Here is a 488-nt window from a genome sequence, read left to right on the forward strand (position 1 = left end):
GGTAGCGTGAGTAGTCCGACACGTAGGGCGCAAAGGCGATCTGCCACAGCGCCGCCAGCGACACGGTGGCCAGCCAGCCGGCCAGGTTGAAGCTGCCGCGGCTGAGGAAGTCGTCGCTCTGCACATGGGTAAAGATATAGCCGAAGCCGACCACGATGCCGATACCCAGCACCCAGGTGCCGATGCGGTTGAGGACGTGGATGAAGCGGTACCCGATGATGCCGATGATGCCCGAACCCAGCGCGCCGATGACGATGCCGACCGGCACCGGTACGGCGTCGACCACACCGTGCAAAGACTTGCCGGCGAGCACGATGTTGGAGGCGAAGAAGCCGATGTACATGACCCCGGCAATCACTACCACCAGCAGCGCGCCCAAGGTACCGAACTGGGCACGGCTCTGGATCATCTGCGGGATGCCCATTTGCGGGCCCTGGGCCGAGTGCAGGGCCATCAGCACGCCCCCGAGCAGGTGGCCCACCAGGATG

At 65.0% G+C, this 488-nt stretch carries 1 protein-coding gene; it reads right to left on the reverse strand.

Annotation, left to right across the window (positions count from 1 at the left end):
* The coding region (locus B3361_RS08650; protein ID WP_286920164.1) for a cytosine permease at positions 1-488 on the reverse strand (488 nt) is incomplete at both ends.

It is taken from the genome of Pseudomonas sp. UBA6699 (genome assembly GCF_002454615.1).
Lineage (GTDB): Bacteria > Pseudomonadota > Gammaproteobacteria > Pseudomonadales > Pseudomonadaceae > Aquipseudomonas > Aquipseudomonas juntendi.